The following is a 19,487-nucleotide window of genomic DNA, read 5'->3' as shown; positions in this document are numbered from 1 at the left end:
ATGCATGCCCATACTGTCGCAACGATGTCGCGAGGCAGGCTGTGAGTACGTTCGCTTGTCCCGGGAAGGGGGCGCTCAGGTGTGCGGTGTATGCCTTACGCAACCAGAAGCGCATCTTCCCGGACGAATGAATCATCATTGTTTGCAACGTATCAGTAAATACATATAATCAAATTTATTAATCGTGTAAGGCTATTAATACTATGAGCAATAACAGCGTTTCCTTGCGCCAGTTACGCGCATTTATTGCAGTCGCTAGCGAGCAAAGTTTTACCCGTGCGGCTGATAAACTGGATTTGTCCCAGTCTTCCGTCAGCACGCTGGTGCATGAGCTGGAAGCCAACCTCGGCTTGCGCTTGTTTGATCGCCATACCCGGCAATTGCACATTACACAGGCGGGTGCCGAGCTTTTACCCATGATGAAAAAAGCGGTATCGGATATCGATAGCGTGATCCTGAGTTCGAGCGAACTAAAGACACTGGGACGAGGGCGAGTTTCCATCGCAGCTTCGTCGGTGCAGGCGGCGCTGGTTTTGCCGTATTACATCAAACAATTCGCACTGGATTACCCGGACGTCAAAGTAGAGTTGCACGACGTGGCCGAGCATCAAGTGACCAAGATGGTGTCTTCGGGCGAAGTCGATTTCGGTATCGGTACTGAATCCGTGAATCGTCCTGACCTGACGGCCTACCTGTTGTCGACTGATGCGTTTGTGGTGGTGATGCGCGCAGATCACGCGCTTGTGCATAAACGTGTATTGCGTTGGCGCGATCTGACCGATGTTCCTGTGATAGGGCCGCATGTCGGCAACCCTATCCGCGACCGCCTGGACCAGGCGCTGGCGATAGAAGGCATCACGCTGTCACGTTTGTATGAGGTGTATTTGCCGCTGACTATGGTGGGCATGGTTGAAGCCGGACTGGGTGTGGCGGTGATGAGTACTGCATTGACCAAACTCGCAACCGGTTTGGGGCTGGTGATGCGTGACCTGGCCGACTTTGATGTGAGGCGCGAAGTGTCCCTGATCACGCACGCGGATCGCTCGCTTTCACCTACCGCGCAACGTTTCCGCGACATCCTGATACGCAGCAGATTTGAAGCTTTCCAGAATTGATGGCGGTCTGGTTTTAGTATTTTTCGTTATCGATTTCGCACTGTTTACGCAGGGCGGGGTCGAATACTTTTCGGACTGGTTGCGCCCCTGGTTTCGATAAGCATTTGATGTCTTTCAACATATTTGTGACATGGCAGATAGCTTTTAGCTGCGTATCTTGTCAAATTGCACTAAAATAGTGCGCTCTGTGAAAGATGCAGATTCAACCTATTCCTTCACGTAGTAAAGCGACGCTATACATCAATTGCGATCGCAGACTGTGATCCGATACTGCATCGGATGCGTACTTCCCCATTTATATTAGGAGCAACTTTGACTCACGCCACCGTGGACGGCTTTCTTGCCATGGTCGCCAAGCGCGACCCTCATCAACCAGAATTCTTGCAAGCTGTTAAAGAGGTCATGCTCAGCTTGTGGCCCTTTATCCAAAACAACCCGAAATATGCAAAGGATGGTTTGCTGGAGCGCTTGGTAGAAGCAGAGCGCGTCATTCAGTTTCGCGTGTCGTGGGTCGATGATCGTGGTCAGGTGCAGGTCAATCGCGCTTTCCGTATCCAGCACAGCTCGTCGATTGGTCCGTTCAAGGGCGGCATGCGTTTCCACCCATCGGTCAATCTGTCTATCCTGAAGTTCCTCGCTTTCGAGCAGACTTTCAAGAATGCATTGACGACTTTGCCTATGGGCGGCGGCAAGGGTGGTTCTGATTTTGATCCTAAAGGCAAGAGCGATGGCGAAGTCATGCGCTTCTGCCAGGCCTTGATGTTTGAACTGTATCGCCACCTGGGTTCGGATACTGATATCCCGGCCGGTGACATCGGCGTCGGTGCGCGTGAAGTCGGTTTCATGGCCGGCATGATGAAGAAATTGTCGAACGATACTTCGGCTGTTTTTACAGGTAAAAGCCTGGCTTACGGTGGCAGCCTGATGCGCCCTGAAGCGACCGGTTACGGCACAGTCTACTTTGCTGAAGAGATGCTGCGTCATAGCGGCAAATCATTCGATGGCATGACGGTTTCAGTCTCAGGTTCCGGTAACGTCGCGCAGTTTGCAGTTGAAAAAGCGATGGAGTTGAATGCAAAGGTCGTGGCGATGTCAGATTCCGGCGGTACCGTGTATGACAAAGACGGCTTCAATGAAGAGAAGCTGGAGGCGATGAAAGAGTTGAAGAACGTGAAGCGCGGTCGCGTGGAAGAGTTTGCCAAGCAATTCAAGCTGCAATACGAAGCGGGCAAGCGCCCATGGCATATCCCGGTGCAAATTGCCTTGCCATGTGCGACGCAAAATGAACTGGATGGCGACGATGCTGCAACCCTGATCAAGAACGGCGTGGTGTGCGTCGCTGAAGGTGCGAATATGCCTTCCACGCTGGAAGCGGTTGATGCCTTTATCAACGCGCGCATCCTGTATGCACCAGGCAAGGCCAGCAATGCCGGTGGTGTCGCCACCTCCGGTTTGGAAATGTCGCAAAATGCCTTGCGCCTCTCCTGGCATCATGCAGAAGTTGACGAGCGTTTGCATAGCATCATGAAAGAAATCCACATGAACTGCGCGCACCACGGCAAACGCGCTGATGGTTCTATCAACTATGTTGACGGCGCAAATATTGCCGGCTTCGTCAAACTGGCAGATGCCATCCTGGCACAGGGCGTTTATTAATTGGCAATACATTGCTCCATGGCATCAATCTGAACGCTTCCTTAACGGAAGCGTTTTTATTTCTACGTGTTATCCCTCATCAACAAGCGTTGATCGTGCTTCGCAAATTGTGCCATTATGAGGAGATCGAATATCTGTCAGTCGGCAATTGAATATCTGTCGGACCCTAAACGCCGAAAAGATCTATAATTGCTTCATTGATGAAATAAATGAGCCGAATGGATCTTGCTCGTAACTGCTTTCAGGTGTCACCAGCAAGGTCGTCTCCAAACATGAAATCCCGTTCCTCTTTTGTCTATATCTGGTTTGCCTTCTTGCTGCTCTTTTCGCAGCACGTTGCGTTTGCCGGTGCACTGACATTTGTACAGCAAACGGCTTTCGATCATCAATGCACGCTGGAAGAGGGTGATTCCGCTGACGGCAATCTTTCCAAGCACCTTGCATTAGACGAATTTGATGACGGCGCCTCGTCGTTGTCGATTAGCGCTTTTGTGCCGCAATTGATCGTGGCACGGCTTGAAGTCACCTTCGAGCAATTCCTCTCGGTAGCTTCGCTACCATACCGCTCCCGCGCACCACCTCTGGTTTAGCAGGCATTTGACGTAATGGCGTGTGCTGATCCAGGCATCCGCACATATCTGGCCATGTTGGTCAACGTCATCAATCACGCGAATAAGTCACAGATCGTCGGATGGTCTTGACCTACATCGGAAACCTTACGTTTCCCTATTCGGATGCCTGCAGTCAAACAATTAATTCGAAACATGCTGGCTGGCCCGCATTGCCACAACCGACGGGCTGCAACGCTGTTTCCACGTTTATGACTTCTTGAGAGGTGGTTAGAAATGAGCAACAATCAAACAAGCACGGCAGTAGCACAAGCCGGCACAGGTTACAAAAATCGCTGGATGCAACTCATCATCGGTATCGTATGTATGGGTTTCGTGGCGAACTTACAGTATGGCTGGACCCTGTTCGTTACGCCTATGGACAATGCCCATCACTGGGGCAAGGCTGCGATTCAACTCGCATTCTCGATCTTTATCGTGACTGAAACATGGCTGGTTCCTATCGAAGGTTACCTGGTCGATAAATTCGGTCCTCGTCCTGTCGTTGCCGGTGGTGCAATTTGTGCCGGCCTGGGCTGGATCATTTACAGCTTTGCATCGTCGTTGCCTATGCTGTACGCAGGTGCAGTTGTGTCGGGTATCGGCGCTGGTTGCGTGTACGGTACCTGCGTTGGTAATGCGTTGAAATGGTTCCCGGACCGTCGCGGCCTGGCAGCTGGTTTGACCGCTGCCGGTTTCGGTGCTGGTGCTGCGATCACGGTGATTCCTATTGCCAACATGATCCAATCGGCTGGCTACGAAAAAACCTTCTTCACCTTCGGTATCATCCAGGGCGTATGTATCTTCATCCTGTCGATGTTGCTGGTTAAACCAGTTGCACCTAAAGCTGCATTGGCGAAAGCCGGTTCTGCTACCAAGGTTGATTACACTACCAAGCAAATGCTGAAATCGCCAGTATTCTGGGTCCTGTACCTGATGTTCGTACTGGTTGCTTCCGGTGGCCTGATGGCAACTGCACAACTGGGTCCTATCGCTAACGACTACGGCCTTGCTTCGCTGCCAGTTACCCTGTTCGGCGTTACCTTGCCTTTGCTGACCATGACCCTGTCTATCGACAACGTTGCCAACGGTATCACCCGTCCATTGTGCGGTTTCATTTCCGACAAAATCGGCCGTGAAAACACCATGTTCATCGTCTTTATCGGCGAAGGCCTGGCATTGTTGGGCTTGATGACCTGGGGCCACAATATGTACGCGTTCATGTTCTTCGCAGCCTTGATCTTCCTGTTCTGGGGCGAAATCTTCTCGATCTTCCCAGCAATCTGCGCTGACATATTCGGTAGCAAATTCGCCGCTGGTAACTCGGGTACCCTGTACACCGCTAAAGGTACGGCTGCTTTGCTGGTGCCACTGGCATCGGTATTGGCGGTTGACGGTGGCTGGAGCCGCGTATTCGTGGTCGCAGCTATCATCACGATCTTCGCCGGCTTGTCGGCAAAACTGATCCTGAGCCCTATGCGTAAAAACATGCAAGCTAAAGAAGCTGCATTGCAAGCTTCGTCGGAAGACAAACGCGTTACGGCTTAATCGGCTGGAATTGAATTCCCAGGGCTGGCGCACCACCATGATCGTGGTGCCAGGCTGCTGAAACAGCCTTCCTTGCGAGGAGGGTGATAAAAAAGGGCTGATGCCATAAGCATCAGCCCTTTTTCGTTTACGTGTGTTTATTATGCGTTTGCAGCTGTTTTACATGCGGCCGAAGCCAAACATGCCATCCCGCTCAAAACGCATATCTTGCGCGTTTTGCATCATCTTTACGACGCCGTTATTGTCGAAGTGCACATGCATGACTGAATTCCAGACGCCGGCTTCCTTGTATGGATAGCTCCAGACTTCCAGTTGTAGCCGGGACAGATAGGAGGTTTCGGAAGGGTGGCCTATGGTGCGCAAGACATCGTCCTTGGTCGCGATGCCCGGCTTGATGGTGGCGAATTTCTCAACTGTTAACACTTGTTCATAGGAAACCAGCTTGCCGCTGCGGTCAAAGCGCGCCATATTGGTGGCCTGGCCCCAGGGATTGCGCGTATACTCCAGTAAATACCCGTTTTTATCCTCTATCCGGGAAGTGGGTTGCCCCAGCTTGGAGACGACTGAGGATTCGGGTTCGCCTATGCTGATGGGCGGTGGCATGAAGCTGGCGCAAGCGCCCAGCATCAGGAGTAATCCTCCCAGGATTGCTTTTTGACCATATTTCATGCTGTTTTCCTCAAATAAATGCGCTAAGTGTTTGAATCGGCTGGGTCTTTCCGCTATACTGCGGGGCTGGTTAATTCGACCAGTTTTTTTAATCGTTGTTCACGGTGTATGGGGTTCAGACTCTATGCATCGCATGTGAAAGGTAGTTTTTATGTCTCTCGAAAAAGCAAGCAAGGCAGCTATTGTTGCCGATAACGCCCGCGGTCAAAACGACACCGGATCGCCGGAAGTTCAAGTCGCATTGTTGACAGCTCGTATCAACGAACTCAACAGCCACTTCAAAGCACACACTAAAGATCATCATTCCCGTCGTGGTTTGATCATGATGGTTAATCGTCGTAAGAGCCTGTTGTCCTACCTCAAAGGTAAAGACGCTACTCGTTACCGCGATCTGATTGTAAAGCTCGGTCTGCGCAAGTAATTTCGTTGCGCTATTTTATCCGGCTTTCATAGATAAAAATGCCTGCGTCAGTTCTCTGATGCGGGCATTTTGTCTTTTGGTGGTTTGTACTTGTTTGTAATGTAGTTAGTAATAAAAACAATCGCTCATATTGCTCGGTTGTTTGTGGTGAGGTGAACGACAGCGCCTGAAAATCTGTCGGTAAAATTAGAAAGGAACACCGTGTTTAATAAAGTCACTAAAACTTTCCAGTATGGTCAACATACGGTCACGCTTGAAACTGGCGAAATCGCTCGTCAAGCTTCCGGTGCCGTACTCGTCTCGATCGAAGATACGGTCGTACTCGCAACGGTTGTTGCTCGCAAAGATGCAAAACCAGGTCAGGATTTCTTTCCATTGACCGTTGATTATGTAGAAAAAACCTATGCTGCCGGTCGTATTCCAGGTGGCTTCTTCAAACGTGAAGGCCGTCCTTCCGAAAAAGAAACACTGACATCGCGTCTGATCGATCGTCCGATCCGTCCGTTGTTCCCGGAAGGTTATTTGAACGAAGTTCAGATCATCATTCACGTGATGTCGGTTAATCCTGAGATTGATCCGGACATTGCTTCCATGATCGGCGCATCGGCTGCATTGTGCGTAGCTGGTATCCCGTTTGCGGGTCCTCTGGGTGCTGCTCGCGTTGGTTACATCGATGGTCAATACATCTTGAATCCGACCGCAACACAACTGAAAACATCGCAGATGGATCTGGTTGTTGCCGGTACCGAAACAGCAGTGTTGATGGTTGAATCCGAAGCGCAGCAATTGTCCGAAGAAATCATGTTGGGCGCGGTTGTTTATGGCCACGATCAAATGAAAGCAGTTATCGATGCGATTCACGACCTGGTACGTGATGGTGGCAAGCCAGAAGTGCAGTGGGCGCCTCCAGCAAAGAACGAAGCGCTGATCGCTCGCGTCGCTCATTTCGCAGAAGCGAAACTGCGCGCTGCTTACCAAACCAAAGACAAGCAAGCACGTACCGCCAAGCTGAAAGATGCATTTGCTGAAGTGAACAACGAGTTGGCGGCAGAGGCTGCTTCCATCGGCGCTGCAGCTCCTGATACAGCTGAAGTCGGCAACATCCTGTTTGACCTGGAAGCAAAAATCGTACGTTCGCAGATCCTCGAAGGCGAGCCACGTATCGACGGTCGTGATACCCGTACCGTGCGTCCTATCAGCATCCGTACCGGTGTATTGCCACGTACCCACGGTTCCGCATTGTTCACCCGCGGCGAAACACAGGCATTGGTTATCGCAACCCTGGGTACCGCACGTGACGAACAAAAGATCGATGCATTGATGGGTGAGTACTCAGATCGCTTCATGCTGCACTACAACATGCCTCCGTTCGCAACCGGCGAAACCGGTCGTGTCGGTACACCTAAGCGTCGTGAAATCGGTCACGGCCGCCTGGCCAAGCGTGCACTGGTTGCTGCGTTGCCGGCACCGGAAGATTTCAGCTACTCGGTGCGTCTGGTTTCGGAAATCACCGAATCCAACGGTTCGTCGTCGATGGCTTCGGTCTGCGGCGGCTGCCTGGCACTGATGGACGCTGGCGTACCTATGCAATCACACGTTGCCGGTATCGCTATGGGCCTGATCAAGGAAGGCAGCAAATTTGCTGTTCTGTCCGACATCCTGGGTGACGAAGATCACCTCGGCGATATGGACTTTAAAGTGGCTGGTACCGCTAACGGCATCACCGCTTTGCAAATGGATATCAAAATCCAGGGCATCACCAAGGAAATCATGCAAGTCGCTTTGGCGCAAGCTAAAGAAGGCCGCGTGCACATCCTCGGCGAAATGGAAAAAGCCGTTCCTAGTGGCACCACTGGTGAATTGTCTGATTTCGCGCCACGCCTGATCACCATCAAGATCAATCCAGAAAAAATCCGTGACGTCATCGGCAAGGGCGGTGCAGTTATCCGTGCATTGACCGAAGAAACCGGCACCCAAATCGATATCAGCGATGAAGGCGTGGTCACAATTGCATCGGTAGATGCAGCTGCTGGCCAGGAAGCCAAACGTCGTATCGAAGAGCTGACCGCTTCGGTTGAAGTCGGCAAGATCTACGAAGGTACTGTGTTGAAATTGCTGGATTTCGGTGCCATCGTGCAAGTAATGCCAGGTAAAGATGGTCTGTTGCACATCAGCCAGATCGCCAATGAGCGCGTCAACGCAGTTGCTGATTACTTGCAAGAAGGTCAGCAAGTACGCGTTAAAGTTCTGGAAACAGATGACCGTGGTCGCCTGAAGTTGTCGATGAAAGCAGCTGTTGCGGAAGAAAATCCGGAGCCAGCGGCAGCGCAAGAGTAATTGACTCCTGACATACCAGATGGTTAAAAACCGCCCACCGCGCAAGCTGTGGGCGGTTTTTTCATTCTGTGAGAGTGGGATGACGTTTGACCATGCTTGCTGCAAGGGGATAGAATAGCGGGTTATTGAAATTATGGGTTTTATATGCGCCGCAAACTCGTCGCTGGCAATTGGAAAATGAATGGCAGCCTGGCTGCCAATACGCTATTGCTGACAGAGATTAAAAGCGGATTAAACAGCAATCCAGACAGTGCAATATGTGATGTTGCAGTCTGTGTCCCAGCTCCTTATTTTGCGCAGTGCCAGGGCTTGTTAAACGGCGCTGCGATCGCACTCGGTGCGCAGGATGTTTCCAGCCACGAAGCAGGTGCTTATACCGGTGAAGTATCGACCAGCATGTTGCAGGAATTCGATTGCCGTTATGTAATCGTCGGCCACTCGGAACGTCGCGCCTATTTCGCTGAATCAAATGAATTAATCGCACAAAAAACAGTGCGTGCACTGCAAGCCGGTTTGACTCCTATCGTTTGCGTCGGTGAAACACTGGCACAACGCGAAGCAGGGCAGATCGATAGCGTGGTTGCGGAACAACTGAATGTCGTGTTGGCAGCGATTGCTGTAAGCGATCTGGCAAAGATTGTTGTAGCATACGAGCCGGTTTGGGCAATAGGCACCGGTAAGACAGCAACGCCAGCAATGGCGCAGGAAGTGCATGCGATGTTGCGCAAGCAGCTGCAGGTCAAAAATGCCGAAGCCGCAGCGCAAGTCAGAATTTTGTACGGTGGCAGCATGAAGCCGGACAACGCGCAAGAGTTGCTTGCCATGTCAGATATCGATGGCGGTTTGATCGGCGGGGCAGCATTGAAGTCAGCGGACTTCCTCGCAATCATTCAAGCAGCCTGAGTTGTAACAGCTTTATTACGAATTACCTAAATACTGGAACTTAAATGAATAGCTTTCACACCATCATCGTCGTTGTTCAGGTTTTGTCCGCATTGACGATTATCGGCCTCGTATTATTGCAACATGGTAAAGGCGCTGACATGGGCGCATCGTTTGGTTCGGGTGCTTCGGGCAGTCTGTTTGGTGCGACCGGATCGTCCAACTTCCTTTCCAAATTTACCGGTGTTGCTGCAGTCATATTTTTCTCCGCAACATTGGGCCTGGCATTCATCGGCAACAAGCCGGCGACACCAAGCGCCGGCGTGATGGAAAACCTGCCTGCTTCGGCTGTTCCTGGCGCTGCTGCACCTGCACAAAATGCACCTGCTGCCGCACCTGAAACACCAGTTGTGCCGAGTGGAACTGGTCAATCAAATCAGATTCCAAAATAAGCGTGTTTTATTCGCTGTTTGTTCTTGTTTTAATGCAATTGCGCATTGAACAAATGTGTCAAGGCGGGTTAGAATAGAAGTCTTGCCGACGTGGTGAAATTGGTAGACACGCTATCTTGAGGGGGTAGTGGCGAAAGCTGTGCGAGTTCGAGTCTCGCCGTCGGCACCAACAAAAATTCTAAGCCAGCAAGGGGGCATACCTAAGCTGGCTTTTTATCGACAAATTGTCGTTTGATTCAACGGATTATTTTGCAAGCCAATTAATCGTTCAACATACTGCGCTAATCGTGAACCTCGAAAACTATTTCCCCGTTTTGCTTTTTATTCTGGTTGGTATCGGCGTCGGTGTCGTGCCACAAGTGTTGGGTCGTGTACTGGCTCCGCATAAACCGGATGCACAAAAACTTTCCCCTTACGAATGCGGTTTTGAAGCGTTTGAAGATGCACGTATGAAGTTTGACGTGCGCTACTACCTCGTCGCGATTCTCTTCATTCTGTTCGATCTCGAAGTTGCATTCCTGGTGCCTTGGGCCGTGGCAATGCGCGAAGTAGGGATGCTGGGATTTTGGTCAATGATGATTTTCCTTGGAGTGCTGACCATCGGTCTGGTGTTCGAATGGAAAAAAGGCGCGCTGGATTGGGAGTAAGTCATGGCAATTGAAGGCGTATTGAACGAAGGTTTCGTAACCACCACAGCTGACAAGCTGATCAACTGGACCCGTACCGGCTCGATGTGGCCAATGACGTTTGGTCTGGCATGCTGCGCAGTTGAAATGATGCACGCAGGTGCGTCGCGTTACGATCTGGATCGTTTCGGTGTTGTGTTCCGTCCATCCCCACGTCAGTCCGACGTGATGATCGTGGCCGGCACACTGTGCAACAAGATGGCACCTGCATTGCGCAAGGTGTATGACCAGATGGCTGAGCCACGTTGGGTTATCTCGATGGGTTCCTGTGCCAATGGTGGCGGTTACTACCATTATTCGTATTCTGTTGTGCGCGGCTGTGATCGTATTGTTCCGGTCGATGTCTATGTTCCTGGTTGTCCTCCAACCGCTGAAGCGTTGTTGTACGGGATCATGCAGTTGCAAAACAAGATCCGTCGTACCAACACGATTGCTCGCTAAGGCTGGTTTTTAAATGACGATCAAACTTGAACTCCTTGAAGCCGCTCTGCGCAATGCGCTCGGCGACCAACTTCAAAGCCTGACTCAGGCATTGGGCGAAGTCACCATTGTTGTGAAGTCGCATGACTATGCGTCTGCAATGCGTGTACTGCGTGACCACGCTGACCTGCGCTTTGAAGAAATGATTGATTTGTGCGGTGTCGATTATTCGACATACGGTGATGGTCTGTGGGAAGGTCCGCGCTTCGCTGTGGTTTCGCACCTGTTGTCGATCAAGCATAACTGGCGTGTCCGTGTGCGTGTGTTCGCCGCTGACGATGAAATGCCGGTAGTCGCTTCGATGATCGATATCTGGCCTACCGCTAACTGGTACGAACGTGAAGCGTTTGACTTCTTCGGCATCCTGTTCGAAGGTCACAACGATTTGCGTCGCATCCTGACCGACTACGGTTTCATCGGTCATCCATTCCGCAAAGATTTCCCAGTCTCTGGCTATGTTGAAATGCGTTACGATCCGGAACAAAAACGCGTCATTTATCAACCTGTAACGATAGACCCGCGCGAAAATGTGCCGCGCGTGATTCGTGAAGAACAATACGGGGCGAAATAATGGCCGAAATTAAGAACTACACCCTCAACTTTGGTCCTCAGCATCCTGCCGCGCACGGTGTGTTGCGCCTGGTTCTGGAGCTCGACGGCGAAGTTATCCAGCGTGCCGATCCGCATATCGGCCTGTTGCACCGCGCGACAGAAAAGCTGGCTGAACAAAAAACCTATCTGCAATCCGTGCCTTACATGGATCGCCTCGATTACGTCTCGATGATGTGTAACGAGCACGCGTATGTGATGGCTATCGAAAAGATGCTGAACATCGAAGTGCCGCTGCGTGCGCAGTACATCCGCGTGATGTTCGATGAAATCACCCGTATCCTGAATCACCTGATGTGGCTCGGCGCGCATGCGCTGGACGTTGGTGCGATGGGGGTGTTCCTGTACGCATTCCGCGAACGTGAAGACTTGATGGACTGCTACGAAGCAGTGTCGGGCGCACGTATGCATGCTGCTTACTACCGTCCGGGTGGCGTATATCGCGATCTGCCGGATACCATGCCGCAACACAAGGCATCGATCATCCGCAATGCAAAAGCGATCAGCCAGCTGAACGAAAACCGTCAAGGTTCCTTGCTCGACTTCATCGAAGACTTCACCAATCGTTTCCCGACCTATGTCGACGAATACGAGACACTGTTGACCGATAACCGTATCTGGAAACAGCGTCTGGTCGGTATCGGCGTGGTGTCGCCAGAGCGCGCAATGGCGATGGGCTTCACCGGCGCGATGCTGCGTGGTTCGGGCGTCGAGTGGGATCTGCGCAAGAAACAACCATACGAAGTGTATGACCTGATGGACTTCGATATCCCGGTCGGTACCAACGGCGATTGCTACGATCGTTACCTGGTGCGCGTCGAAGAGATGCGTCAATCGAACCGTATCATCAAGCAATGCGTCGAGTGGCTGCGTAATAACGCCGGCCCGGTCATGACGGACAACCATAAGGTTGCACCGCCATCACGCGTAGGCATGAAGTCGAACATGGAAGATTTGATTCACCACTTCAAACTGTTTACCGAAGGCTTCCACGTGCCGACCGGTGAAGCATATGCAGCGGTGGAACATCCGAAGGGCGAGTTTGGCGTGTATCTGATTTCGGATGGCGCGAACAAACCATATCGTATGAAGATTCGGGCGCCAGGCTTCCCGCATTTGCAAGGCCTGGATGAAATGGCCAAGGGCCACATGATTGCCGATGCAGTAACCATCATCGGCACACAAGATATTGTGTTTGGTGAGATTGACCGCTAATAGCGGCTCAATATTTGAGGCATAGACATGCTGTTATCAGAGCAAACGTATAAAAGAATCGACCGCGAGGTCGCCAAGTTCCCTCCAGATCAAAAGCAGTCTGCGGTCATGGCCGCACTGCAAATTGCTCAGGACGAGACCCGTTGGCTGCCGCCTGAAGTGATGCAAGATGTCGCTGATTACCTGGGCATGCCTGCGATCGCGGTGCAAGAAGTTGCGACCTTCTACAATATGTACAACACCAAGCCGGTCGGCAAGTTCAAGATCTCGGTGTGTACCAACCTGCCATGCCAATTGTCCGGCGGCGAGAAGGCTGCGCATTACCTGAAGCAAAAGCTCGGTATCGATTATCGCGAAACCACGGATGACGACCTGTTCACACTGGTCGAAGGCGAATGCATGGGCGCATGCGGTGACGCGCCTGTCATGCTGGTCAACAACAAACGTATGTGCAGCTTTATGTCGGATGAAAAGATCGACGCCCTGGTAGAGGAATTGAAGAAATGACCAGTCTGCATAACCGTCATATCAAGCCATTGATTTTCGCCGGCCTTACCGGTGACAACTGGGGTCTGGAAGAGTACGTCAAGCGCGGTGGTTACGCATCGCTGAAACGCATCCTGAGCGAAGGCATGACGCCTGAGCAAGTCATTGCCGAAGTCAAGGCATCGACATTGCGTGGTCGCGGTGGTGCAGGTTTCCCGAGCGGTTTGAAGTGGAGCTTCATGCCGAAGAATTTCGCAGGCCAGAAATACCTGGTTTGTAATTCCGATGAAGGCGAACCGGGCACATTCAAGGACCGCGACATTCTGCGGTACAACCCGCACGCTGTGATCGAAGGCATGACCATCGCTGCCTATGCAATGGGCGTCAGCGTCGGTTACAACTACATCCACGGCGAAATTTTCGCTGAATACGATCGTTTTGAAGAGGCACTGGAGCAAGCGCGCGCAGCCGGCTTCCTCGGCGATAACATCCTGGGTTCGGCACACAGCTTCCAGTTGCACGCATTCCATGGTTTTGGTGCGTACATCTGCGGCGAAGAAACCGCTTTGCTGGAATCGCTGGAAGGCAAAAAAGGCCAGCCACGCTTCAAGCCGCCGTTCCCGGCCAGCTATGGTTTGTACGGCAAGCCAACCACGATCAACAATACCGAGACTTTTGCGGCAGTACCGTTCATCTTCCAGGTGGGCGCTGAAGCGTATGCTGCAATCGGCAAGCCTAACAATGGCGGCACCAAGATTTTCTCGGTGTCGGGTGACGTAGAGAATCCGGGTAATTACGAAATTCCACTGGGTACACCATTTGCTGAGCTGTTGAAGCTCGCCGGTGGCGTGCGCGGCGGTAAAAAGCTCAAGGCCGTGATTCCTGGTGGTTCGTCGGTTCCGGTCGTCAAGGGCGACCTGATGATGGCGACCGACATGGATTACGATTCGGTTGCCAAGGCTGGTTCGATGCTGGGTTCGGGCGCTGTCATCGTGATGGATGAGACACGTTGCATGGTCAAGGCACTGTTGCGACTGTCTTACTTCTACTATGAAGAATCCTGCGGTCAGTGCACGCCGTGTCGTGAGGGCACAGGCTGGCTGTATCGTATGGTGCATCGTATCGAGAACGGTCAGGGCCGTCCGGAAGATCTGGACATGCTGAACTCGGTCGCTGACAACATCCAGGGTCGTACGATCTGTGCGCTCGGCGATGCCGCTGCGATGCCGGTACGTGCAATGATCCAGCAGTTCCGTGAAGAATTTGTATATCACATTGAGCATAAACATTGCTTGGTGCCCGCTTACATTTAGCCGATCACTTCGTTTAGTTATAAACCTAGTGAGAACACTGAAGTCAACAAAAGCAAAGCCATGGTTGAAATCGAAATAGACGGTAAAAAAGTCGAAGTGCAAGAAGGCAGCATGGTGATGGACGCTGCCAATAAGCTTGGCACTTACATCCCACACTTTTGTTACCACAAAAAATTGTCCATCGCGGCGAACTGCCGTATGTGCCTGGTCGAGGTTGAAAAAGCACCTAAGCCATTGCCAGCCTGTGCAACACCTGTGATGCCAGGCATGATTGTCCGCTCCAACAGCGAGAAGGCAGTCAAAGCGCAAAAAGGCGTGATGGAATTCCTCCTGATTAACCACCCGCTCGATTGCCCTATCTGCGATCAGGGCGGCGAATGCCAATTGCAGGATCTGGCAGTCGGCTATGGTGATTCTTCGTCGCGTTACGAAGAAGAAAAACGCGTAGTGGCACCGAAAGATGTCGGTCCGCTGATCTCGATGAAAGAGATGAGCCGTTGCATCCACTGCACACGTTGCGTCCGTTTCGGCCAGGAAGTCGCCGGCGTGATGGAATTCGGTATGCTGGGTCGCGGTGAGCACGCAGAAATCACTTCCTTCGTTGGCAAAACAGTTGATTCCGAATTGTCCGGCAATATGATCGATCTGTGCCCGGTCGGCGCACTGACATCGAAGCCGTTCCGCTACAGCGCCCGTACCTGGGAATTGTCGCGTCGCAAATCGGTCAGCCCGCACGATAGCCTCGGTGCAAACCTGATCGTGCAAGTCAAAGCTGGCAAAGTCATGCGCGTGCTGCCGTTGGAAAACGACGACGTCAATGAATGCTGGATTTCGGACAAGGATCGCTTCGCCTATGAAGGTTTGAACAGCGAAGACCGTCTGACCAGCCCAATGATCAAGCAAGACGACAAATGGCAGGAAACTGACTGGCAAACCGCGCTGGAATACGTTGCGCACGGTTTGCGTAACATCAAGCACGAACACGGTGCTGATTCCATCGCTGCGTTGGCAACACCGTACTCGACACTGGAAGAAATGTCCTTGTTGCAAAAACTGGTGCGTGGCATCGGTTCGGAAAACATCGACTTCCGCCTGCGTCAATCCGACTTCTCGCTGGATGCCGGCGTGACACCTTGGCTCGGCATGTCGATCGCAGAGTTCGGCGCATTGAAACGTGCGTTTGTCATCGGTTCCTTCCTGCGTAAAGATCATCCATTGCTGGCAGCGCGTCTGCGCCAGGCAGTGAAGCAGGGCGCCAGCGTCAGCATCTTGCACGCCAGCGACGACGACCTGTTGATGCCGGTTGCAAACAAAATGATCAAGGCTCCGTCGGATTGGTTGTCGGCCCTGAGCGAAGTCGTTGCTGCCGTGGCGCAAGCCAAGGGTATCGCGGCACCAGCCGGTTTCGATGCGATCCAGCCATCGTCAGAAGCAAAACAGATCGCAGCAAGCCTGTTGTCCGGCGAGCCTAAGGCAGTGTTGTTGGGTAATGCAGTATTGCAGCACCCGCAAGCAGCTAAATTGCACGCGGCGGCACAGTGGATTGCACAAAATACCGAAGCCAAATTCGGCTTCCTGACCGAAGCAGCCAACAGCGTTGGTGGCTATCTGGTCGGTGCCAATGGTGCCAATGCAGCGCAGGCATTTGCGCAGCCACGTAAAGCATATGTATTGCTGAACGCGGAACCGGAACTCGACAGCTTCAATCCGCAAGTTGCACGCAGCGCATTGAACCAGGCAGAGATGGTTGTCGTGATGTCGCCTTACAAGCACGGCAATGATTTCGCCGATGTCTTGTTGCCGATCGCACCGTTCTCCGAAACCTCCGGTACTTTCGTCAATGGCGAAGGCCGTGCACAAAGCTTCAACGGTACCGTCAAGCCTCTGGGCGACACACGTCCGGCATGGAAAGTCTTGCGCGTACTCGGCAACCTGCTGGAATTGAGCGGTTTCGATTACGACACATCGGAAGCGATCCGCAATGAAATCCTCGGCACCAGCGCGCCAGCAGATGCAAACCTGTTGCCACGCCTGAACAACTTCGGCAAAGCAACGCCGCAGGCAGAAGTTGCAGCGGCCGGCTTGCAACTTGAGCGCGTGGCTGATGTATCGATTTATGCAACTGATGCGATCGTGCGTCGCTCCCAGCCTTTGCAACAGACCAACGACGGTGCGGCGCCAAAAGCGTGGTTGTCGGCGGATCTGGCTGCCAAGCTCGGTATCGCGGCCGGTGATCAGGTCAAGGTAACGCAAGGTGCGGGTAGTGCGGTACTGGCTGCCGCCATCGATGCGAAGTTGCCGGTTAATGTGGTGCGCGTAGCGGCAGGACATCAGTCCACCGCCGGTCTGGGCGCGATGTTTGGTTCTATCAGCGTGGAGAAAGCGTAATGGATCAATTGTTTGCATCCATCCACGCGACGGGTCAATCTTTCCTTGGATACTATTGGCCGTTAGTCTGGAATTTGGTCAAGATTATTGCAGTTGTCGCCCCATTGATGGGTGCTGTAGCTTATTTGACTTTGTGGGAACGTAAGGTCATCGGCTGGATGCACGTTCGTCATGGCCCCAACCGTACTGGTCCTGCAGGTTTGCTGCAACCGATCGCCGACGGCGTCAAACTCTTGCTGAAAGAGATCGTTGTTCCAGCCAAGTCGAGCAAGGCTTTGTTCGTGATTGCTCCTATCATGACCATCATGCCGGCACTGGCTGCATGGGCAGTGATTCCATTCGGACCGGAAACAGTGTTGGCAGATGTCAACGCAGGTTTGCTGTTCGTGATGGCGATTACTTCGCTGGAAGTATATGGCGTGATCGTCGCAGGCTGGGCATCGAACTCCAAGTACGCGTTCCTCGGTGCGATGCGTGCATCGGCACAAATGATTTCGTATGAAATCGCGATGGGCTTCGTGTTGGTGATCATCCTGATGGTTACCGGCAGCATGAACCTGACCACTATCGTGAACACGCAAAACACAGGTCGTTTTGCCGAGATGGGCCTGACTTTCCTGTCGTGGAACTGGTTGCCATTGCTGCCTATGTTCTTCATCTACATCATCTCGGGTACGGCTGAATTGAACCGCCATCCGTTTGACGTGGTTGAGGGCGAATCAGAAATCGTTGCTGGTCACATGGTTGAATACTCGGGTATGTCGTTCGCGATGTTCTTCCTGGCTGAATACGCCAACATGTGGTTGATCTCGATCATGGCTACGCTGATGTTCCTCGGCGGCTGGACATCACCGATCGACATGGCACCGTTCACCTGGATACCAGGCTGGATCTGGCTGGGTCTGAAGACATTGATGGTCGTAACCATGTTTATCTGGTTCCGTGCATCGTTCCCACGCTATCGCTACGATCAAATCATGCGTTTGGGTTGGAAAGTGTTTATCCCACTGACACTCGTTTATCTGTTGATCGTCGCGATCTGGATGAAGACTCCGTGGAATATCTGGAATTAATGCAGCAGGGCTGAGCAAAAAGGGAAGCCAAGATGGAAGCAATTAAGGATTTTTTCGGTAGCTTGATGCTGCGTGAGCTCTTCAAAGGGCTGGCGCTGACAGGTCGCTACATGTTTGCACGCAAGATTACCGTGCAGTTTCCGGAAGAGAAGACTCCGCAGTCGCCACGTTTCCGTGGTTTGCATGCGCTGCGTCGTTATCCGAACGGGGAAGAGCGTTGCATCGCTTGCAAACTGTGTGAAGCAGTGTGCCCGGCGATGGCAATCACGATTGAATCGGATCAGCGTGAAGACGGCACCCGCCGTACCACCCGTTACGACATCGATCTGACCAAATGTATTTTCTGCGGCTTCTGCGAAGAGTCGTGCCCGGTCGATTCGATCGTGGAAACACATATTCTGGAATACCACGGCGAGAAGCGCGGCGACTTGTACTACACCAAGGAAATGTTGCTGGCAGTAGGTGATCGCTACGAACCAGAAATCGCAGCAGCACGCACCGCCGACGCGGCCTATCGTTGATTTAATAGTATGGGTCGCTGTTACTGGCTGACCTCTTGCTGACTTTTTGCTGATTTTTAGACTGCTTATGGAATTTACAACTGTCTTGTTCTACGTGTTTTCAGCGATTCTCGTACTCGCTGCTATACGCGTTATCACCGAATCGAATCCGGTTCACGCGGCGCTGTTCCTCGTGCTCTCGTTTTGTTCGGCTGCTGCACTGTGGATGTTGCTCAAAGCTGAGTTCCTGTCCATCGTACTGATTCTGGTCTATGTCGGTGCGGTCATGGTGCTGTTCCTGTTTGTGGTCATGATGGTCGACATCAAACTCACCAAATTGCGTGAAGGTTTCTGGGGTTACCTGCCATTGGCAGCAACCATCGGTGTTGTGATCGTGCTGGAAATGGCATTGGTATTGTTCCGCGGCTTCTGGCGTGCACACACCCAGGTCCCTGAAGTATCGGCCAATATCGGCAACGCCAAGGAACTGGGCAAACTGATCTACACCGATTACCTGTATGCGTTTGAAATTGCGGCGGTGTTGTTGTTGGTCGGCATGATCGCGGCAGTGGCATTGACCATGCGCAAACGTAAAGACAGCAAGTACTTCGCTCCTGGCGACGCAGTCAGAGTTAAAGCCAGCGATCGTTTGCGTGTCGTAAAAATGAAGGCGGATTCCGCTCGCGCCAATGGCGATTCACCAGCTGCTCCTGCAGCAGAACAAAAGTAAGGGGAGTGTTGTGGAGTTATCGCTCGTACATTACCTGATCCTTGGCGCGATTTTGTTCGCGATCTCGATCGTTGGTATTTTTCTGAATCGTAAGAACATCATCATCTTGTTGATGGCTATCGAATTGATGCTGTTGGCGGTGAATATGAATTTCGTCGCTTTCTCCTATTTCCTGGGTGATGCAGCCGGTCAGATTTTTGTTTTCTTCATCTTGACGGTGGCTGCTGCTGAAGCTGCGATTGGTCTTGCCATTTTGGTTTCCATGTTCCGTACTCTGGATACCATCAATGTCGAAGATCTTGACGGCCTCAAAGGCTAA

General features: G+C 52.2%; 20 protein-coding genes and 1 tRNA gene. 20 read left to right on the top strand and 1 reads right to left on the bottom strand.

Translation table 11 applies throughout. From position 1 onward, the window contains the following. The first annotated feature begins 203 nt into the window (after window positions 1–203). The 4 genes from ACFQPC_RS06600 (at window position 204) to oxlT (ending at window position 4,927) form a co-directional block, all read left to right on the top strand. Window positions 204–1,115 (top strand): LysR family transcriptional regulator, encoded by a 912-nt coding sequence (locus ACFQPC_RS06600; RefSeq protein WP_382270955.1) that lies wholly within the window; start codon window positions 204–206, stop codon window positions 1,113–1,115. A 312-nt stretch (window positions 1,116–1,427) separates the two neighbouring features. Then, window positions 1,428–2,771: an NADP-specific glutamate dehydrogenase gene (gene gdhA, locus ACFQPC_RS06595; protein ID WP_382270953.1), complete on the top strand. Its 1,344-nt coding sequence runs from the start codon at window positions 1,428–1,430 to the stop codon at window positions 2,769–2,771. Between the two features lie 272 nt (window positions 2,772–3,043). Beyond that, entirely contained in the window at window positions 3,044–3,361 is a 318-nt protein-coding gene (locus tag ACFQPC_RS06590) for a hypothetical protein (protein WP_382270951.1), read from the top strand. Window positions 3,362–3,616: 255 nt separating this feature from the next. Then, window positions 3,617–4,927, top strand: coding sequence for an oxalate/formate MFS antiporter (gene oxlT, locus ACFQPC_RS06585; RefSeq protein ID WP_382270950.1), 1,311 nt, complete (start codon window positions 3,617–3,619; stop codon window positions 4,925–4,927). Window positions 4,928–5,086: 159 nt separating this feature from the next. Here oxlT and bamE read toward each other — a convergent pair whose 3' ends face one another. Beyond that, the gene (bamE, locus tag ACFQPC_RS06580; RefSeq protein WP_382270948.1) at window positions 5,087–5,596 is read right to left on the bottom strand and encodes an outer membrane protein assembly factor BamE domain-containing protein; all 510 of its coding nucleotides are present in this window, start codon (window positions 5,594–5,596) and stop codon (window positions 5,087–5,089) included. A 151-nt stretch (window positions 5,597–5,747) separates the two neighbouring features. Here bamE and rpsO point away from each other — a divergent pair, with 151 nt between their 5' ends. The 16 genes from rpsO (at window position 5,748) to nuoK (ending at window position 19,487) form a co-directional block, all read left to right on the top strand. Beyond that, window positions 5,748–6,017, top strand: a complete 270-nt coding sequence (rpsO, locus tag ACFQPC_RS06575; protein ID WP_012079314.1) for a 30S ribosomal protein S15 — start codon at window positions 5,748–5,750, stop codon at window positions 6,015–6,017. Window positions 6,018–6,218: 201 nt separating this feature from the next. Then, the gene (gene pnp / locus ACFQPC_RS06570; protein ID WP_382270946.1) at window positions 6,219–8,354 is read left to right on the top strand and encodes a polyribonucleotide nucleotidyltransferase; all 2,136 of its coding nucleotides are present in this window, start codon (window positions 6,219–6,221) and stop codon (window positions 8,352–8,354) included. Between the two features lie 144 nt (window positions 8,355–8,498). Then, the gene (gene tpiA / locus ACFQPC_RS06565) at window positions 8,499–9,257 is read left to right on the top strand and encodes a triose-phosphate isomerase (RefSeq protein ID WP_382270945.1); all 759 of its coding nucleotides are present in this window, start codon (window positions 8,499–8,501) and stop codon (window positions 9,255–9,257) included. A gap of 44 nt (window positions 9,258–9,301) precedes the next feature. Further along, entirely contained in the window at window positions 9,302–9,688 is a 387-nt protein-coding gene (gene secG / locus ACFQPC_RS06560; protein ID WP_382270943.1) for a preprotein translocase subunit SecG, read from the top strand. An 84-nt stretch (window positions 9,689–9,772) separates the two neighbouring features. Then, a tRNA-Leu gene (locus ACFQPC_RS06555) sits at window positions 9,773–9,857 on the top strand. Between the two features lie 118 nt (window positions 9,858–9,975). Continuing rightward, complete coding sequence (locus ACFQPC_RS06550) at window positions 9,976–10,335, top strand: NADH-quinone oxidoreductase subunit A (RefSeq protein ID WP_041296455.1); 360 nt, start codon at window positions 9,976–9,978, stop codon at window positions 10,333–10,335. A gap of 3 nt (window positions 10,336–10,338) precedes the next feature. After that, a complete protein-coding gene (locus ACFQPC_RS06545; RefSeq protein ID WP_012079319.1) occupies window positions 10,339–10,815 on the top strand; it encodes a NuoB/complex I 20 kDa subunit family protein in 477 nt (158 codons plus the stop codon). Between the two features lie 13 nt (window positions 10,816–10,828). Next, window positions 10,829–11,425: an NADH-quinone oxidoreductase subunit C gene (locus ACFQPC_RS06540; protein ID WP_382270942.1), complete on the top strand. Its 597-nt coding sequence runs from the start codon at window positions 10,829–10,831 to the stop codon at window positions 11,423–11,425. After that, the gene (locus ACFQPC_RS06535; RefSeq protein ID WP_012079321.1) at window positions 11,425–12,678 is read left to right on the top strand and encodes an NADH-quinone oxidoreductase subunit D; all 1,254 of its coding nucleotides are present in this window, start codon (window positions 11,425–11,427) and stop codon (window positions 12,676–12,678) included. The genes ACFQPC_RS06540 and ACFQPC_RS06535 overlap by 1 nt, the downstream gene beginning before the upstream one ends. 27 nt (window positions 12,679–12,705) lie before the next feature. Beyond that, the gene (nuoE, locus tag ACFQPC_RS06530) at window positions 12,706–13,185 is read left to right on the top strand and encodes an NADH-quinone oxidoreductase subunit NuoE (RefSeq protein ID WP_012079322.1); all 480 of its coding nucleotides are present in this window, start codon (window positions 12,706–12,708) and stop codon (window positions 13,183–13,185) included. Then, window positions 13,182–14,477 (top strand): NADH-quinone oxidoreductase subunit NuoF, encoded by a 1,296-nt coding sequence (gene nuoF / locus ACFQPC_RS06525; RefSeq protein ID WP_382270941.1) that lies wholly within the window; start codon window positions 13,182–13,184, stop codon window positions 14,475–14,477. The genes nuoE and nuoF overlap by 4 nt, the downstream gene beginning before the upstream one ends. 60 nt (window positions 14,478–14,537) lie before the next feature. Then, entirely contained in the window at window positions 14,538–16,865 is a 2,328-nt protein-coding gene (nuoG, locus tag ACFQPC_RS06520) for an NADH-quinone oxidoreductase subunit NuoG (protein WP_382270939.1), read from the top strand. Next, window positions 16,865–17,938 (top strand): NADH-quinone oxidoreductase subunit NuoH, encoded by a 1,074-nt coding sequence (gene nuoH / locus ACFQPC_RS06515; protein WP_382270937.1) that lies wholly within the window; start codon window positions 16,865–16,867, stop codon window positions 17,936–17,938. Before nuoG ends, nuoH begins: the two co-directional genes overlap by 1 nt. A gap of 32 nt (window positions 17,939–17,970) precedes the next feature. Then, a complete protein-coding gene (gene nuoI / locus ACFQPC_RS06510; protein ID WP_012079326.1) occupies window positions 17,971–18,459 on the top strand; it encodes an NADH-quinone oxidoreductase subunit NuoI in 489 nt (162 codons plus the stop codon). A 67-nt stretch (window positions 18,460–18,526) separates the two neighbouring features. Next, window positions 18,527–19,168 (top strand): NADH-quinone oxidoreductase subunit J, encoded by a 642-nt coding sequence (locus ACFQPC_RS06505; RefSeq protein WP_382270936.1) that lies wholly within the window; start codon window positions 18,527–18,529, stop codon window positions 19,166–19,168. Beyond that, the gene (gene nuoK, locus ACFQPC_RS06500) at window positions 19,128–19,487 is read left to right on the top strand and encodes an NADH-quinone oxidoreductase subunit NuoK (protein WP_175626712.1); all 360 of its coding nucleotides are present in this window, start codon (window positions 19,128–19,130) and stop codon (window positions 19,485–19,487) included. Before ACFQPC_RS06505 ends, nuoK begins: the two co-directional genes overlap by 41 nt.

The sequence above is a fragment of the Herminiimonas glaciei genome, assembly GCF_042664955.1.
GTDB classification, from domain to species: Bacteria; Pseudomonadota; Gammaproteobacteria; order Burkholderiales; family Burkholderiaceae_D; genus Oxalicibacterium; species Oxalicibacterium glaciei.
This window is presented reverse-complemented; position numbering and strand designations above follow the sequence as displayed.

What these genes read in the sequence shown, in the direction of transcription:
- ACFQPC_RS06600 (WP_382270955.1), top strand. Translation starts at nt 204, where the DNA reads ATGAGCAATAACAGCGTTTCCTTGCGCCAGTTACGCGCATTTATTGCA.
- ACFQPC_RS06590 (WP_382270951.1), top strand. Translation starts at nt 3,044, where the DNA reads ATGAAATCCCGTTCCTCTTTTGTCTATATCTGGTTTGCCTTCTTGCTG.
- oxlT (WP_382270950.1), top strand. Translation starts at nt 3,617, where the DNA reads ATGAGCAACAATCAAACAAGCACGGCAGTAGCACAAGCCGGCACAGGT.
- bamE (WP_382270948.1), bottom strand. Translation starts at nt 5,596, where the DNA reads ATGAAATATGGTCAAAAAGCAATCCTGGGAGGATTACTCCTGATGCTG.
- rpsO (WP_012079314.1), top strand. Translation starts at nt 5,748, where the DNA reads ATGTCTCTCGAAAAAGCAAGCAAGGCAGCTATTGTTGCCGATAACGCC.
- tpiA (WP_382270945.1), top strand. Translation starts at nt 8,499, where the DNA reads ATGCGCCGCAAACTCGTCGCTGGCAATTGGAAAATGAATGGCAGCCTG.
- secG (WP_382270943.1), top strand. Translation starts at nt 9,302, where the DNA reads ATGAATAGCTTTCACACCATCATCGTCGTTGTTCAGGTTTTGTCCGCA.
- ACFQPC_RS06545 (WP_012079319.1), top strand. Translation starts at nt 10,339, where the DNA reads ATGGCAATTGAAGGCGTATTGAACGAAGGTTTCGTAACCACCACAGCT.
- ACFQPC_RS06540 (WP_382270942.1), top strand. Translation starts at nt 10,829, where the DNA reads ATGACGATCAAACTTGAACTCCTTGAAGCCGCTCTGCGCAATGCGCTC.
- ACFQPC_RS06535 (WP_012079321.1), top strand. Translation starts at nt 11,425, where the DNA reads ATGGCCGAAATTAAGAACTACACCCTCAACTTTGGTCCTCAGCATCCT.
- nuoE (WP_012079322.1), top strand. Translation starts at nt 12,706, where the DNA reads ATGCTGTTATCAGAGCAAACGTATAAAAGAATCGACCGCGAGGTCGCC.
- nuoF (WP_382270941.1), top strand. Translation starts at nt 13,182, where the DNA reads ATGACCAGTCTGCATAACCGTCATATCAAGCCATTGATTTTCGCCGGC.
- nuoG (WP_382270939.1), top strand. Translation starts at nt 14,538, where the DNA reads ATGGTTGAAATCGAAATAGACGGTAAAAAAGTCGAAGTGCAAGAAGGC.
- nuoH (WP_382270937.1), top strand. Translation starts at nt 16,865, where the DNA reads ATGGATCAATTGTTTGCATCCATCCACGCGACGGGTCAATCTTTCCTT.
- nuoI (WP_012079326.1), top strand. Translation starts at nt 17,971, where the DNA reads ATGGAAGCAATTAAGGATTTTTTCGGTAGCTTGATGCTGCGTGAGCTC.
- ACFQPC_RS06505 (WP_382270936.1), top strand. Translation starts at nt 18,527, where the DNA reads ATGGAATTTACAACTGTCTTGTTCTACGTGTTTTCAGCGATTCTCGTA.
- nuoK (WP_175626712.1), top strand. Translation starts at nt 19,128, where the DNA reads ATGGCGATTCACCAGCTGCTCCTGCAGCAGAACAAAAGTAAGGGGAGT.